The 14,391-nt window shown below is 53.3% G+C and carries 13 protein-coding genes; 6 read left to right on the plus strand and 7 right to left on the minus strand.

What is annotated here, in order from left to right; translation table 11 throughout:
• The first annotated feature begins 106 nt into the window (after positions 1 to 106).
• Entirely contained in the window at positions 107 to 1,534 is a 1,428-nt protein-coding gene (gene mltF / locus R2K28_RS17880; RefSeq protein WP_316366600.1) for a membrane-bound lytic murein transglycosylase MltF, read from the plus strand.
• On the opposite strand, the gene R2K28_RS17885 is transcribed toward mltF, so the two are convergent.
• Positions 1,529 to 2,548, minus strand: a complete 1,020-nt coding sequence (locus R2K28_RS17885) for a phospholipase A (RefSeq protein WP_316369772.1) — start codon at positions 2,546 to 2,548, stop codon at positions 1,529 to 1,531. The two genes, mltF and R2K28_RS17885, sit on opposite strands and share 6 nt — an antisense overlap.
• 25 nt (positions 2,549 to 2,573) lie before the next feature.
• Positions 2,574 to 3,044: a tRNA adenosine(34) deaminase TadA gene (tadA, locus tag R2K28_RS17890; RefSeq protein WP_116447506.1), complete on the minus strand. Its 471-nt coding sequence runs from the start codon at positions 3,042 to 3,044 to the stop codon at positions 2,574 to 2,576.
• Positions 3,045 to 3,194: 150 nt separating this feature from the next.
• Between tadA and R2K28_RS17895 the strand changes: the two genes are divergently transcribed.
• Positions 3,195 to 3,632, plus strand: coding sequence for a hypothetical protein (locus tag R2K28_RS17895; RefSeq protein WP_316366603.1), 438 nt, complete (start codon positions 3,195 to 3,197; stop codon positions 3,630 to 3,632).
• On the opposite strand, the gene R2K28_RS17900 is transcribed toward R2K28_RS17895, so the two are convergent.
• Positions 3,616 to 4,455 carry a Rossmann-like domain-containing protein gene (locus tag R2K28_RS17900; protein WP_316366604.1) on the minus strand — a complete coding sequence of 280 codons (840 nt, stop codon included), beginning with the start codon at positions 4,453 to 4,455 and terminating at the stop codon, positions 3,616 to 3,618. The genes R2K28_RS17895 and R2K28_RS17900 overlap by 17 nt on opposite strands.
• A gap of 327 nt (positions 4,456 to 4,782) precedes the next feature.
• Here R2K28_RS17900 and R2K28_RS17905 point away from each other — a divergent pair, with 327 nt between their 5' ends.
• Positions 4,783 to 5,934 carry a hypothetical protein gene (locus tag R2K28_RS17905; protein ID WP_316366605.1) on the plus strand — a complete coding sequence of 384 codons (1,152 nt, stop codon included), beginning with the start codon at positions 4,783 to 4,785 and terminating at the stop codon, positions 5,932 to 5,934.
• Positions 5,935 to 6,006: 72 nt separating this feature from the next.
• On the opposite strand, the gene R2K28_RS17910 is transcribed toward R2K28_RS17905, so the two are convergent.
• Together R2K28_RS17910 and R2K28_RS17915 are read right to left on the minus strand one after the other, a co-directional pair.
• Entirely contained in the window at positions 6,007 to 6,891 is an 885-nt protein-coding gene (locus R2K28_RS17910; RefSeq protein ID WP_316366607.1) for a PhzF family phenazine biosynthesis protein, read from the minus strand.
• A gap of 67 nt (positions 6,892 to 6,958) precedes the next feature.
• A complete protein-coding gene (locus R2K28_RS17915) occupies positions 6,959 to 8,566 on the minus strand; it encodes a toll/interleukin-1 receptor domain-containing protein (protein WP_316366609.1) in 1,608 nt (535 codons plus the stop codon).
• A gap of 218 nt (positions 8,567 to 8,784) precedes the next feature.
• Here R2K28_RS17915 and R2K28_RS17920 point away from each other — a divergent pair, with 218 nt between their 5' ends.
• The 3 genes from R2K28_RS17920 to R2K28_RS17930 all read left to right on the plus strand — a co-directional run bounded on the left by R2K28_RS17920 (position 8,785) and on the right by R2K28_RS17930 (position 11,946).
• Positions 8,785 to 10,335 carry a winged helix-turn-helix domain-containing protein gene (locus R2K28_RS17920; protein WP_316366611.1) on the plus strand — a complete coding sequence of 517 codons (1,551 nt, stop codon included), beginning with the start codon at positions 8,785 to 8,787 and terminating at the stop codon, positions 10,333 to 10,335.
• A 130-nt stretch (positions 10,336 to 10,465) separates the two neighbouring features.
• Positions 10,466 to 11,314, plus strand: coding sequence for a class I SAM-dependent methyltransferase (locus R2K28_RS17925; RefSeq protein ID WP_316366613.1), 849 nt, complete (start codon positions 10,466 to 10,468; stop codon positions 11,312 to 11,314).
• A gap of 71 nt (positions 11,315 to 11,385) precedes the next feature.
• Positions 11,386 to 11,946 carry an OsmC family protein gene (locus tag R2K28_RS17930; protein WP_316366615.1) on the plus strand — a complete coding sequence of 187 codons (561 nt, stop codon included), beginning with the start codon at positions 11,386 to 11,388 and terminating at the stop codon, positions 11,944 to 11,946.
• Between the two features lie 165 nt (positions 11,947 to 12,111).
• On the opposite strand, the gene R2K28_RS17935 is transcribed toward R2K28_RS17930, so the two are convergent.
• Both R2K28_RS17935 and R2K28_RS17940 read right to left on the minus strand, forming a co-directional pair.
• Positions 12,112 to 12,339 (minus strand): hypothetical protein, encoded by a 228-nt coding sequence (locus R2K28_RS17935; RefSeq protein ID WP_316366616.1) that lies wholly within the window; start codon positions 12,337 to 12,339, stop codon positions 12,112 to 12,114.
• The gene (locus tag R2K28_RS17940) at positions 12,339 to 14,123 is read right to left on the minus strand and encodes a putative bifunctional diguanylate cyclase/phosphodiesterase (RefSeq protein ID WP_316366618.1); all 1,785 of its coding nucleotides are present in this window, start codon (positions 14,121 to 14,123) and stop codon (positions 12,339 to 12,341) included. Before R2K28_RS17940 ends, R2K28_RS17935 begins: the two co-directional genes overlap by 1 nt.
• Between the last annotated feature and the right edge of the window lie 268 nt (positions 14,124 to 14,391).

The raw sequence follows: 14,391 nt of genomic DNA on the forward strand, positions 1-14,391 counted from the left end.
TAAGAGGTCATTCTTTGACCAGTTTCGTCACACTGTTTTGCTTACCATGGAGTCTATAACCATTCCGCTAGTCATAACAAAAAGTAATAACCTGCCACTGAGTTAGATGCAGCCAATACTACCTAAACTGCTGGTCACTCTCTGTCTGCTTAGTCTTGTTTCAGCGTTGGGCAGTTGCAGTATCCCTCCTCCCCTGGTGGAGCGTATCAAGGCTTCCGGTGAGCTTATCGTCGCTACCCGGAATAGCGGCACGACGCTGTATGAAGGCTCGGAAGGACTGACCGGCTTTGAATATGAATTGGTACAACTCTTTGCCAAGGAGCTTGGGGTCAAGGCCCACTTCATCATTCCCAAGCACTTCGACTATCTGCTTCCCACCGTGATCAATGGGGACGCCCATCTGGCAGCTGCCGGGTTGACAGTCACCCCGGAACGGGAGGCCGAAATTCGTTTTGGTCCCGCTTACCAGGAGATTACCCAGCAGGTGGTTTATCGCGTCGGCAACAAGCGCCCGAGAAAGATCGAAGACCTGATCGGCAAGCAACTGCATGTCCTCGCCGCCAGCAGCCACGAACAGGAGTTGCAGCGATTGAAGCAGACCCACCCGACACTGGAGTGGGTCAGCCATACCGATCTGGAGAGCGCCGAATTGATGCAGATGGTGCAGGAGCAAAAAATCGACTTCACCATCGCTGACTCCAATGAATTCTCCGTAACCCGTCGTTTCATGCCCTATCTCAAGGTCGGCTTCGACCTGACCCAACCCCAGCCCCTGGCATGGGCCATGGCCCACGCGGAGGATGCCAGCCTGTTCGAGGCGATGGAGGCGTTTTTCAACAACATCCGTGAAAACGGCACCCTGGCCCAGTTGATCGAGCGTCACTACGGCCATATCGGCCGACTCAACTTCGTCGAACTGCGCACCTTCGTCAAGCACATAAATAACCGGCTACCGAAATACCAGGACTACTTCGAGGAGGCAGCTGAAATTACCGGTATCGATTGGCGCATGCTGGCCGCAATCGGTTATCAGGAGTCACACTGGAATCCCAAGGCAAAGTCACCCACAGGGGTGAGAGGGATCATGATGCTCACCCTGGCCACAGCCAAGCAGATGAAAATCGAGAGCCGGCTCGACCCGAAACAGAGCATCATCGGGGGTGCAAAATATCTGCGATATATCGAAAAACTATTACCTGAGAGGATTCAGGAGCCGGACAGGTTATGGCTGACACTGGCTGGTTACAATGTGGGTTTCGGTCACCTGGAGGATGCACGCATCCTGACCGAACACCTGGAAGACGATCCTGATAAATGGGCCGAGGTAAAGAAACATCTGCCGAAACTGAGTCTCAAGAAGTGGTACACCAGCCTTAAACGCGGCTATGCCCGCGGTAAGGAGCCGGTCAACTACGTGGACAATATCCGCGCCTACTATGAGTTGCTGAAATGGCAACTAAAGCAGATGGAACTGGCAAAGCAAGCGCAACAGAATCCCCCTCACGCACTCTCCATCAACCCCGAGGCGCTATAGCCAATCGGTCAGTTGCACACCGAAACCAAGACGATGGCTCTCCGCATTATAGTCGATCAGACTTTCACCATAGCCATTGAAATACTGCAGATATCCACGCCACCGCCCATGAATGGGAAAACTCCAATCGAGCTGCAGCGTGTCTCGTCTTTCACCATCAAACAGGTTTCGCAACATCAGGCTGAAGGTCTGATTCTCTCGCTTGTAGATTCCGCGTAATTCATATCTGCCAAGAAAATCATCGATGTCCGGGTTGTCGTCATTATCCTCAGGTATGCGATACCAGGGTTTTATGCTCACCAGATAATTGTCTTTCTCAAAGATAAAGTTGGCATAGGCACGATTCCAGCTGCGCGACAAATAACCTCCCTGTCCGTTGGACTGATGCACCACCCCATACTGCTGCAGCACGTTTCTCCAGCCAAACAGCTGCCAGTCGTTGGGTATCGCCAGAAACAACTCAGGTTCATGCATAGTTTCGCGGAAAGGAGATGAGATATCCCGATTGAAGGCCTGCCAGAATGAAAGGTTGGTATAGGCGGCATAGAGATCCGCACGGGTGTCGAACAGGGAATCCACTATCGGTATCTTGAAACTGAGTTGAAATTTCATCTCCAGACGGTCGAATTCAGAGGGCGGGGTGTTGTAGACCTCGTAGTTCGGTTTATCGTTGTAGGATGCCAGCAATACATAGTTCTGTTTATGCGGGGAGAGCACAAAGGGGTTGGAACGGGTCTCCTTCTCCGCATGGAGGCGTCTCTCCACCAGTGAAATGCTCTTCTCCGTTACCGGAGCCAAGGGCTCACTGTCACTGACTGTGGGATGGGCGAGAGGATCGGGAAGATCCAGGCATAGTCTTTTCAACTCGCCGATACGCATTTCATGGTCCGCATCCTGTAGCTGTTCCCAGATACAGCGCTCATAATTAGCCAATGGATCAGCAAATACACTGCCTGGCCCCAGTATCGCAATCAGAATTATGCCAATGCAGAGAATTTGAAGCTTGGGGTACATCACCTATAACTCCCGTTGATTTTTATCATCTTTTACGTCGAAAGAAATCTTTGAGCAGATCAGTAGCGCGCTGCTGCAGCACTCCCCCCTTTACTGCCACACCATGATTGAATCGTTGATCCGTTGGTAACAGATCAAAGACACTGCCGGCTGCCCCCCCCTTGGGATCGTCGGCGGCATAGATCACCCGCTCAACACGGGCATGTACGATAGCTCCCGCACACATCGGGCATGGCTCTAGGGTGACATACAGTGTGCTGCCCGGCAGCCGGTAGTTACCTATCCTGGACGCAGCGTCACGTAGCGCTACGATCTCGGCATGAGCAGTTGGATCATGCAGCCCGATGGGTTGGTTCCAGCCCTCGCCGATAACCTTACCGTCCAACACAACCACAGCACCTACCGGCACCTCACCCTCGGATTCCGCCCTTTGCGCCAGCAGCAGTGCCTGCTGCATGAATTTTCGATCACTCAGTTCCACTTCATCGACTTCCATCGATCAGTCCTAAAGCTGCGCGGTTCGGCCCAACTCCCAATCCCTTGAAAGCAAATCCGACAAATACAAGAAAAGGTTGTGTTGTTCGATGGTCAGAAGTGTCAATAGCATTCAAAAACCCGTTTTCGGTTAAACTGCAGACCTTACATTATGAAGCAGGTCAGCGGTGCTTGCCAGGTGCGCTATACTGAAGATCAATACGCCCTCCAACGGAGCCCCCCTTTCATGCCGGTATCCAGACTAAGCGATGAGAACCGACGGGCCTTTCTCAGCCACAGACGCCAGGTCTCCATCAGTAATAACAGCGGTGAGATCCAGATCGTCTACAACCTGGATATGGGCCGTGTGCACTACAGCCCGCAGACTCAATATCTCTACTTCTGCAACTCCGTTGTGGTGGATATCCGCTGCATTATAGAATCGGTGCTCACGGGCCTCGAGCAGACGTGCGAAATCGAGTGCGTCTATCTCGATACCAACCAGTGTCTCCCCGCGGCGAGCCGCGTGCGGCTCACCCAGGAGTCGCGAAACCCGGTCTGCGTGGCACTACGCATGCAGGGCATTCAGGTCACTACCGGGACGCCCTGAGCAGCAGCTGGTCGAAGCCGGGATAGTTATCCCTCTCTATGGTGTATTTCTCCACCGCATCGGCCCACTCCAGTTGATCTCGCAACCGCTGCTTCAGGCTCACCGGATTTGCCGTCCTGCTGCCACCGACCGCATCGACGCCCCTGGAGAACAAGGGGTCTGGCAGACACCCGGCGGTCGGCCCGATCACCGCCACCCGCTGGGCATGGCCGCAGTGGGCGAGAATCTCATCCAATGAATCGTTGAGCAGGGTGGCCGCGGTACAGAGGATCTTGTTGCAGTCGCGCAAGGCACGCGGGTCGAGGGTCACCCGGAACAGATCACCTTGTTGTACGAATTCCGCTCTCTTTTCGATCACGCACAAGCGCACACCCTGTTCGCGCAGACGCTCCACCAACGGTGGGAAATAGCCCACCATACCGATATGGTCGGTTTGAGAAAACGCCATCTTCGCCATTGAATTTGTCTGTGTATCCGGCTCATACCCGGAAATACGAAAGAGATGCTGGGTTACCGCGCTGATGGCACCGAGCCCCATGCTCCGCGCCAGCGGATCAGACTCACCATAGTGACGTGCCAACATAATTGGCGATTTGCCCCGCCAGGCATCCGCATCGATCTCAGCGTGCAAACGCTGCATGGTGTCATCCAGCAGGGTATAGAAAAAACCCATGCTGCCGTCTTGCAGACAGATGGCTGCGAACTCGGCATCGTGTATCTGCGGGGAGTCGGGTCTCGGCAGAATGATCTCCTCGATGACCGGGAGTTCGATGCTGTGAGCAATGCGTTCCGTGGTCTCGATCAGTTCCTGGGCTATCTGCATCGATCAAGCCTCGAAGTGTTGGCGAATCCTGTATCGTTATTCATGGATGGCTGCATCCTCAATATGGCGGGGACCTAATGGTTGATCCGGGCAGGATAGCTTTTGTTGGCTTACGTTTTCAATTCATACAACCACCAACCGATACTCTTTGAGATAGAGGATATAGGAAGAGTTATTCGCTGCAACCGGGTTTCTGCAATTTGTGGTAACCAAGGTGGTTTTCAGACTAGGGCCTGTTAACAGGCCCTAGTACATGATTCGCAGGAAAAAGGCCGCGCAGCTTATGTGGTAAGATCTTGTGATTGAGAGCTTGTGAGAGGCGCCAGAATGTTGCGCTGTATCATCATATCCCTGCTAATCCTGCTGCTAGTCTATGGATGCGGCGGCGGTGGAAATAGCAACGACGACACATCGCCCACGGCTGTCGAACTGCAGATGATCGCCACGCCGGGTGACGATGGTGTTTTCGACCCGGCGCCCGCATGGGACGGCGCCTCAACATTGTGGATGAGTCACTCCAGTGTTAACTGGTCAAATGACGATCCCCTGTTGTCTCAGGTACACACGCGCATCGCCATGTCCCAGGACGGCGGCGCAAATTGGGTTGACGCCGGTGTCGATCCCAACCGCTCCCACCTGGTGCCCGATTTTCAAGTGACCGTCGGCACCGATACTTTTTGGGCCACATGGCGCTTCGAGGTCTCACGACTGTTCCACGATCCCTACGACAGCGATGCCAACCGCCGCTGGAAGATGCTCTGGCACCGTGTTGTGGCCATTGGAAATCCGGCGCCAACCCCCCTGTTTCAGAACAGCTGGATCGGTTACAGCAGCGCCGCGTCACCCGACGGCACCTGGAGCGACGAGCGCAAGCTCTTTACGGGGTTGCTCTACAACAGCGCCGATATGGACCCGATTATCGGCCCACCGGAGTTTCCACTAGACACGGCTTTCAGCTCAGATCTTGGTGGCTGCACTGTATATACCGAACCGGGCGTGCTGGCAAAAAACGAAGGCATCTATATCAGTCTGCAATGTACCGGGGAGAGAAAGATCGTTCTGCTGCGTTGTGACCGCGGCTTTGCAACCTGCGCTTACCTGGGGGATCTGCTCACCACCGACGACGCCGCTGCGTTTTCCCTCAGTGACCATCCGATTGACTTCTATGCCGCGCCAGAGCTGGTGGATACCTCAACAGCCACCTACCTGATCGTAACCGGCGTTGAGGACGGGGATGGGGCAGATATCCGATACAACGGCTGCCTGGTGTTTCGGATAAGCGATCTGGCCAACGCCGTCGTCGAGCGCAGCGCCGGTTTACCTGTACTCGTGACCCGGGTGAATGGAAGCAGCGGAAGCTTCAATGGGGCCTGTGGCTATGACCTGAACGACAGTGTCGACGGTATTATCTACAGCGAATTTACTCCCGACTCCACTCCCCGTTTTCACCTATTTTCAAGCCAGATCAAACTGCCTTAAAAACTGTTGATTCGTATTTTCAGCATTGTGCGGAAGCAACAAAACATCGACAGGGTTTTATCTCTGCTAGTCTCAGATCAACTCTCCCTGAACCGTGGGAATAACATATCCGCCGACACGCACTTGTGGAATACCTTGTTGCACACTTGCCTGCAACATGACCAAAGAGGGCCTACGAACTTCATGGCCTTGCTCAATCCGCAGGGAAATCTCTGCCTCAGGCAGGATCTGATGCTCTAACAGATAAGCACCCAGAAAGGCGGCACCATTTCCTGTTGCCGGATCTTCCCGCACCCCGTGCGCATCAAAAAAGAATCTTGCCGAGAGATTGTTCCGGGAGTTTCTCGTCTGTTGGCAGAAGAGGTAGACAAGAGGCGGAAAACCTTGTGCCGCCAAAGGGGCAAACCGCTCAAGATCCAGCTTGCTCCGTTGTAGTGCATCCAACGAGCAAAGTGGGACAATCATCGCCGAGGTGCCGGCGGATACAACCTGAATCGGCGCCTTGGTGTCGATATCCTCCGGCAATATACCAAGCGCCGCTGCAACCGCTTCACTGGATGTTGTGGCCCCAAGTGACATGGGTGGCGCGATGAACCAGGCAACTTCTCGTCCATCAGCCGACGTCTCAAAGGCAACCGGCACTTGACCTACGGCCAGCTCAAGCCGGATCACATCATATGATTCAGGCGCAACATAACGACGAATAACCCAGGCCGTACCAAGTATGGGATGTCCGGTAAAGGCAATCTCCCGGGCGGGTGTGAATACTCTTACAGAGTAAGCACCATCCGCACCAGGCTCGGATGTTACAAAGGTTGTTTCTGAAAAATTCATCTCCGCCGCAAGCTGTTGCATTGTTTCAGAAGAGAGGGCATCTTCACCAACGATGACGGCCAGCTGGTTTCCTGAGTAGGGCTGCTCCGCAAATACATCAACTATATATAATTGGTGTGTCATAACTATGGATATTGGTTCAAAGAAATTCTGAATATAGAGTTGTTTGAGAATATATATAAATAACCGTTCACAGGCAGTTTATCAGGCAACTATCCAAGTTGGTCTGGCACTTTGTTAGCTGCTTGCTTTGTGAGGTTTCACACGCCTTTAATTGCTGTTCCTTGCACTGATTATATATCCCCAGACACTCAGCGGCTGCGCCTAATTCGCCCCAGGTCAATAAGGTTTGCGGATCACGCAGACATTCGTTGTGCATGTCGTCGCACTGTGTCTGAATTTTCTTCATAGAGCAGTCAATTGTCTGCGCCTTCTGTTCACATTGCAGGGCCTCATTTTTACAGCCACTTTCACAGCTAAGTCTGGATTGTTCTTGCTCCAGAGACTGCAGGTCGGACTGCACATCCTTCTGTTCCCTGTTTGCGGCTGATTTTTCTGCTTGTTCCTGTCTTTGCCGTAGTGATGAGATGAGTTGCTCGACTTGACGGATTGCCGGGATATCTGACTTGATGGATCTTGCCAGATTGAGGTAAGAGTCGGCCTTGTTGAACTCGTTCCCCTCGGCGGCCTTAGTCGCCAGGCCTACATATGTTCTGCTGACCTGTTCCAGTCCATGCAGCGCTTCTGTGTGGCCAGGTTGCAGTTCAAGTATCCTGCGGTATTTCTCTACAGCATTATCCTCTTTAGGTGAAGTCAGTTGTAGTCTATTGAGATTTTCACGGGCCCTATCAAGCAGTAGTGTGATTTCATTCTGGAACTGAATTGATTCCACTTCAATTTCTTTAACTTCTTTAGCTTCTTTAGCTTCTTTAGCTTCTTTAGCTTCTTTAGCTTCTTTAGCTTCTTTAGCTTCTTTAGCTTCTATAATGACGCTCTCATCCCATTTCCTTTCTATTTTTACACTGTCATTGTCAATTACCACAATCTCTTTGGTTTCTATCGGCAATGTTTTCTCTTCGATTTTTTTCGAACTGGCTGGGGGTTGCTGCTTTCCAGGCCAGAGCCATATAACCAAACCGGCAGACAAAATCATCAGTAGAACAAGCGTACTGATTAGCCGTGATTTATTTTTTTTCTCAATAGTATTCTTGTCAGAGGGGATGTGATGCGCTGCAATGGCTGTTATATCATCAGTGGAAATAGCATCTGTTTTCTGAGGGTATTCTCTTGTTATATCAGGTTCTGCCAATGCCGAGATGAGCCGGCTGACATCATAGTCCCAGCGATCGTCACTGAGTTGTAGCGCCTGTCGACGTGCAAGTGGTGCTATATCTTCGGGAAGATCTGTCGGGTCAGGCATTCTCGCGCCTTCGACCAGTACCGGGAGCACCTGGATGCCCTGTTTTAGTGCTGAACTGATTTCAAGTCGTACATAATCCAATGGATGGTCAAGTCGACGACCGGACTCATCTTCTGCCGTCAACCAGTGATTGCCGATAACAACCACAAGTGTGGAGCAGTGCTTGATACCATCCTGTACCGCATCAACAAAATCAGAGCCGGGTTTTATCGTGTCTATATCACGAAAAACATTTCCCTCTCCAAGTGACTCGCAGAGATGGTCGTATAAGCGGCCGGTGTGACCAGCGCTGTCATTGCGTCTGTAACTGATAAAAGTGGCTGACATATACCATGTGTAGCAGACTTTTCCGGAGATAGTACTGACAAATTGTGTCATTTAGCGGATTCGTCCAGCAAGGCCTGAGATTGATAACGACCCTCCCAGTAGCATCCGGTGCAAGCGTCCTCTTGATTTGCGTGGGTAGGAACTTCACACCATCGCAGAAACTGATTTCAGCACATTTCGCGGATTTGATTCATACTGACATCAAGCCGGCTTAGGATGACCGAACATAGCCTCTCTTCAGAGGTCCACATCGGTAAATGAATATCACCATGATGCTAAGATTCGCAGATTTTGAGATCGATACAGACCGTTATGAACTGCGCAGGAGCGGCAGACCGGTTTCTGTCGAGCCCATGGTGTTCGATCTGCTGCTGCATTTTGCGAAACATCCGAACACCCTGTTCAGTCGCGAAGAGCTCATGGCTTCCGTGTGGGGCGGGCGGATCGTCTCCGATGCCACGATATCCGGCTGTATCAAATCCGTACGCAAGGCGCTAGGTGACAGCGGCGATATGCAGATCTATATCCAGACTGTACACGGACGGGGATTTCGCTTTGTTGGTGAAGTCAGCCGGGATCAACCTGAGCCTGTCACTTCAACCCCACCGGCTGCGGGCATTCCTGTAAGGCAATTCGCGCCATCGTTGTTGGTGCTGCCGTTCAAATGCAGCAATGAATCTCCCGCCATCATTGATTTCGCCAGGGGGCTGGCCGTGAACCTGGAGACCATACTGACCCGCATTCCACTCTTGCATATCAGCGCCCAGGCTGCTGACTACTCACACTCTGAGCTGGCGCCGACAGCCCGGCAGATCCATGAGGAGATAGGCATCGACTACCTGCTTGAAGGCAATCTTCAGATACTGGAGGATCTGTTCCGGGTAAATGTGCAACTCACCGACGCGAAATCCGGCTTCCGACTGTGGGCGGAACAATTTGAGCATGCGCCGGCGCTTATCAAGGACGGTGGCGACAGGGTTGTCATCAGCATCATTGCCAAACTGGAACCACAACTGAATCGGGCCATTTACGACAGAGTGCGTGCCGCTGAGGGACCTCCCACTGCTCGGGAGTTGTACCTGGAGGCCAGCGGTATTCTGGCCCTCAAGGGATGGCATCTGGATACTTTCCAGGAGGCGGCGGCGTTGTTGCGCAGTAGTTTGCAGCAGGACCCGGCATTTGCCCTGGCGCCCGCGTACCTGTCATTGATTCTGGCGTTGGGCCATCGCGTGGGTCTGCTGGACGAAAAGGAACAGACCAAAGCGGAAGCCATTGCCGCCGCAGAGAGCGCCTTGCAACTGGAAAATATGGATTCGGCCGTGCTTGGCTTTGCCGGATGTGCCTTGGCGGATCTCGGTCTGGTCTACCGATCTCTTCCCATACTCAGGAAAGCGGTTGAGGTTGACCCGGCCAATGCCCAGGCCTGGGCTGCACTCGGGTCTGCCTACCTGATCGACAAACAGCCTGCGCTCGCCATACAGCATCTGGCCCGGGGTATAGACATCAGTCCCTTGGACAGCCGACTCTCTATCTGGGGGGCGCTGTTGGCGCTGGCGCTGATGCAGACAGGCGATCTGGATGCGGCGCAGGCCCAGGCGCAACTCGCCTGTCAACGGGATGATCGAACCTATCTGTCGCGGGTGGTCCATGCGGCCGTCCTGCTGTGTCGTAAAAACCCACAAGCCGCTCTGCAGGCCCTGGCCGATGCCTACAGGATCAAGCCCGACCTGTCCGATGTGGAGATCGATGCCCTGATCTCAACCAGACTCGGCAAGCAGTTACGCTCCCTGTCCGCTGAGGCCGGACAGCTGCGTTCCTGACCATCCACACAAAATCCCCACAAAAAGACCAGACCCCCCCCAAGCAGCCCAGGCCTGGCATCTCTAGCATTACCTTCAGCTGGATAAAGAAACCAACAGCGGTATTCAATCAACGACACTGGAGATGATCATGAACAAAACAGCTCAAGCGATGCAGCAGCCCATGCCGGACTACGCGGCAATCAAGCACAAACAACAGATTGCCTGGAGTGCCGGCGACTACGGCCGGGTGGGAGTCACCCTGCAGATCTCAGGCGAGCAGCTGTGCGAAGCCATGGATCTGCATGCCGGTCAGAGTGTACTGGATGTCGCGGGCGGAAACGGCAACGTGACACTGGCCGCTGCACGGCGATTCTGCAAGGTGATTTCGACCGATTATGTGCCGGCTCTGCTGGCCCACTCCGAACAGCGGGCCCAGGCCGAGGGTCTGGCGATCGATTACCAACAGGCGGACGCGGAGGCACTGCCTTTTGCCGATAACAGTTTCGACAACGTGGTCTCCACCTTCGGGGTGATGTTCACGCCGGATCAGACCAGTGCGGCGTCCGAATTGATCCGGGTTTGCAGAGCGGGTGGAAAAATCGGTCTGGCAAACTGGACTCCGACGGGATTTATCGGTCAGGTCTTCAAGACCATAGGTCAGTACGTTTCGCCACCACCCGGCATCAACTCACCTGCAGCCTGGGGAACGATGCAGTTTCTGCAACAACACCTGGGTCCGCAGAGTTCGAACCTGGATATGGAACCGCGTCAATTTGTCTTTCGCTATCAGTCGCCCCAGCACTGGCTCGATCTGTTTGCCACTTACTATGGCCCGGTGTTGAAGGCTTATGAGGTTCTTGATGAGGAGACAGGTGAAAAATTGAGTCGCGACCTGCTGGGCCTTATTGATCAGTTCAACACGGCCGAAGACGGCACCATGGTGGTCCCCTCCGAATACCTGGAGGTGGTGGCGACCAAGAAGAGAGTGTCAGGATGAATCACCCTGGCTGAGGTACGGACTCATGACATCGATAGACCCAATCCCAACCCATTGCTGAGGCTTATACTATGAACACACAAATCAGACTCAATGTTCGCGATCGACAGACACCATTGCAACAGCGATATCAGGTAAACCCTGATGAGGCGCTGATCAACGACCAGGCAAGAACCTCGGGGGGCGTGGAGACCGATCCGTTTCATGGAACGGTTCATCCGGGCAAGCCCGACACCAGTGTCGCCCTGCACTTCGGCATACACTCCGCCGTCGGCGGCTACCATGATGCGCCAAACCCCGGCGATTTACTCTGCGCGGCTCTCGCTGCCTGTCTGGATTCGACATTGCGAATCATCGCCGATCGTCTGGGTGTTAGGCTGCAATCGCTTGAGGTTGCGGTATTGGGAGAAGTTGATGTGCGCGGTACCCTGATGGTTGATCGAAAGGTACAGGTCGGCTTTCACAAAATGAGCTGCCGCATTGATATCCAGGCGGAAAAACAGACAGATCCCAGGCTCGTGGAGAAGCTCATTGCCGCAGCTGAGCACAGCTGCGTCACTCTGCAGACTCTACGCTCCGGGGTTAACGTGGAAACAAGCGTAAATTCCCGTGACTCAAGCCTGATGAAGTGAAAGGGCACTTGTAGCAGAGGTTGAGACCCTGGATGCTCCCGCCAGGAAACCTGGCTCCATGGATAGGCCTGAACAGGATGCACAGACACTCCTTTAAACAAGGTGATTGGAAACAAATGAGAACCCCCCTCCCTGAGGGAGGGGGGATAAAGTTGGGAATATTGGTTAGAGTAGTTTGACGCTGACCGAGCAGCCCAGTACCTGTTGCATGGGGTCTTCGTCACCCTCTTCCAGATTCAGGTAACTGTTTTCTTCATCCCGTTCCAGGATGCCTTCGCGTTCCAGAAACCCGGCAACCCGATGGCTGATCGTATGCACCGCACTAGAACGTTTGGATCGATTGTTGACAAGACACCACTTCTCATCGTCGACACGAAAGCATGAAGATGCCATTACAGGTCGACATGATCTCTTCTAAGGCCACAACTCGATACAGGATCGGATGCAGTCGCTTCTTTTATGCTGTGACAATGCAGTTCGTTAGGTGGCATAGGTCTCCCGAGCAAATAACCCTGAGCAGCTTCACAGCCCATTTGGCTCAGCATGTCTAACTGGGTTTCAGTTTCCACACCTTCGGCAACCACACTCATGTTCAGACTATGGGCCAGACGTACGATACCCTCTACAAGCGCGGTCGCTGCCTTGTCAATTTCCATATCTTTGACAAAGCAACGATCGATCTTGACGCAGTCCAGGGGAAACCGGCGCAAGTAGCTAAGACTGGAATACCCCGTGCCAAAATCGTCTACCGATAGCTTCACCCCCAGGTCCTTCAGGCTAGCCAGAGTCAATGCCGCCTGGTCTGGGTGTTGCATAAGTGATGACTCAGTTAGCTCGAGCACCAATTTACCAGTAAGAAAACTGTGCTCAGAGATTAGTCTGCTAACCTGGTTTACAATATCTGGGTGCGCCAGTTGTCGGGGAGATAGATTCACCGACATCTGCTTGATAGGAAGTCCTTCTGTTGTCCAGTCGGCTATCTGCTGACAGGCCTCTGTCAGGACCCAGTTGCCAATATCAATGATATCCCCTGTCTCCTCAGCGACAGGGATGAACCGATCCGGGCCTATTATCCCATGCACGGGATGATGCCAACGAACCAGAGCCTCAGTACCGGTCAATCTTCCGTTGCTCAGGTCGTACTGCGGTTGGTAGAAGTTCAACAATTCGTGACGGACCAATCCTTGTCTCAGACACTGCTCCAGCCTGATCCTATCGACCACCTCCGTCTCCATGTCGCGGGAGAAAAATCGGTATCGTGAATCCCCATCTGACTTGGCGCGGTACATTGCCATATCGGCTGCCTTGAGCAGGTCTCCTGGTGTCTGTTGATCCTGCGGGTAGACACTGATGCCGATACTGATACCGATACGATGTTCCTGCCCGTTCAGCACAAAAGGCTGGGTTAGCTGCTTGAGCAACTTCTCGGCGACACGGACCAAATCCTCAATCTTTTGCGGCTGATGAATCAGAACCACGAACTCATCCCCCCCACTACGGCCCACCGTATCTTCTTCACGCAGGGTGGCGCGAAGGCGATGCGCAACTTCTCGCAGGAGCTGGTCACCTTTGGCATGGCCCAATGCATCGTTGACCCGTTTGAATTGGTCCAGATCAAGAAAGAGTACTGCCAGCGTGTCGTTGTGACGTTTTGCCTGGTGTACCGCCTGGGCTAGTAACTGCTGTAGATAGCGCCAGTTGGGTAGCTCTGTCAGCGCATCAAAGTAGGCCAGTTCATGTAGTTGCTGTTGCACCCGGACGCGTTCGGTCACATCCTTTCCGGTGGAAACGAAATGGGTAAGGTCACCATTCTCACCAATCAAGGGGGTGATGGTTTTCTCTTCGTGATAGTAGCTGCCATCCTTGCGTTGGTTCACCACCACCCCGCGGAATACCTGCCCGTTTGCAATGGTGGACCAAAGCTGGCGGTAAAACGCCTTGTCATGAATACCTGAACACAACAGGGAAGGCCGCTCACCCACCGCTTCATTGCTGGAATAACCGGTAGTTTGCTCGAACGCAGGATTCACATATTCGATGACGCCCTGGCTATCAGTTATCAGAACGATATCGGCCGTCTGCTCCAAGGCCTGCGACAACAGACGGTTTGACAGGTCGGCAGAAGCCGCGACAGATCCGGTCTCTGTGACATTAGTGCTTTTAGATACCCCACCCATGGAAACATACCCCGAGGGAAATCTTTGGCTGCCATATGGTGCAGCACTTTCTTGGTATTTGGCGGGGGCTGGGCCGTGGCAGGAACGTTGGTCGGGCCTGCTGTTTTTGGCGCGGACGGGGCTGGGTCCTTTTGAACTGTGCTGCTGTCCAATCAAATAGGGATTTCGGCAGATCTCCCTAAAACTTTAGAGGGCGGAAAGGCTTTTTACAACAGAGCCCTGATCACGACCCTCTCTCGGTTTAAATTGCTAACCTCCATTCGACATC

Source organism: Candidatus Thiodiazotropha sp. CDECU1 (assembly GCF_963455295.1).
Taxonomy (GTDB): domain Bacteria; phylum Pseudomonadota; class Gammaproteobacteria; order Chromatiales; family Chromatiaceae; genus Thiodiazotropha.

Excerpts from the sequence above, each read along its gene's own strand:
- R2K28_RS17900 (WP_316366604.1), bottom strand. The coding sequence starts at position 4,455 with ATGCAGATAGCCCAGGAACTGATCGAGACCACGGAACGCATTGCTCAC.
- R2K28_RS17925 (WP_316366613.1), top strand. The coding sequence starts at position 10,466 with ATGAACAAAACAGCTCAAGCGATGCAGCAGCCCATGCCGGACTACGCG.
- mltF (WP_316366600.1), top strand. The coding sequence starts at position 107 with ATGCAGCCAATACTACCTAAACTGCTGGTCACTCTCTGTCTGCTTAGT.
- R2K28_RS17915 (WP_316366609.1), bottom strand. The coding sequence starts at position 8,566 with ATGACACAATTTGTCAGTACTATCTCCGGAAAAGTCTGCTACACATGG.
- R2K28_RS17930 (WP_316366615.1), top strand. The coding sequence starts at position 11,386 with ATGAACACACAAATCAGACTCAATGTTCGCGATCGACAGACACCATTG.
- R2K28_RS17935 (WP_316366616.1), bottom strand. The coding sequence starts at position 12,339 with ATGGCATCTTCATGCTTTCGTGTCGACGATGAGAAGTGGTGTCTTGTC.
- R2K28_RS17940 (WP_316366618.1), bottom strand. The coding sequence starts at position 14,123 with ATGGGTGGGGTATCTAAAAGCACTAATGTCACAGAGACCGGATCTGTC.
- R2K28_RS17910 (WP_316366607.1), bottom strand. The coding sequence starts at position 6,891 with ATGACACACCAATTATATATAGTTGATGTATTTGCGGAGCAGCCCTAC.
- tadA (WP_116447506.1), bottom strand. The coding sequence starts at position 3,044 with ATGGAAGTCGATGAAGTGGAACTGAGTGATCGAAAATTCATGCAGCAG.
- R2K28_RS17920 (WP_316366611.1), top strand. The coding sequence starts at position 8,785 with ATGATGCTAAGATTCGCAGATTTTGAGATCGATACAGACCGTTATGAA.
- R2K28_RS17885 (WP_316369772.1), bottom strand. The coding sequence starts at position 2,548 with ATGTACCCCAAGCTTCAAATTCTCTGCATTGGCATAATTCTGATTGCG.
- R2K28_RS17895 (WP_316366603.1), top strand. The coding sequence starts at position 3,195 with ATGAAGCAGGTCAGCGGTGCTTGCCAGGTGCGCTATACTGAAGATCAA.
- R2K28_RS17905 (WP_316366605.1), top strand. The coding sequence starts at position 4,783 with ATGTTGCGCTGTATCATCATATCCCTGCTAATCCTGCTGCTAGTCTAT.